This is a genomic window from Photobacterium sp. R1, assembly GCF_054600795.1.
The window spans coordinates 1-344 of sequence record NZ_BAAHZP010000262.1 but is presented as its reverse complement, the minus strand read 5'-3'; the positions used below and the strand labels follow the sequence as shown (position 1 = coordinate 344).

Genomic DNA, 344 nt, shown 5'->3' with positions numbered 1-344 from the left:
ATCACAAAGTTCGTACCCCGCAGCGAGCCGGGGAATATTCAGCCTCGTCGACCCGCATTGAGTTGGTGCGCCGTCCGTTTGAGTTTGATGACGGGTATGAAAGCCAGCGCCACGTGATGCTGACATTTAGTGACAGCGGCCTGAGCCGGATTGACGATCTCGGGCGGGAAAAGGCGCTGGGTTATCTTCGTGTCGAACCCAAAATGCTGGGGATGTTGGGCACCAAAGAAGGGGAGCAGCGGATTTTCACGCCAAGAGAAGAGTTTCCTGAAGTGCTGATTGATGCGCTGCTGGCGACTGAAGATCGGGATTTCTATCACCACGGCGGGGTGTCGCCACTGGCC

At 56.7% G+C, this 344-nt stretch carries 1 protein-coding gene; it reads left to right on the top strand.

What is annotated here, in order from left to right; all coding sequences use genetic code 11:
* Positions 1 to 344, top strand: a 344-nt coding sequence (locus ACYP03_RS24955) for a transglycosylase domain-containing protein (protein WP_459782519.1), incomplete at both ends; no start/stop codon positions are given.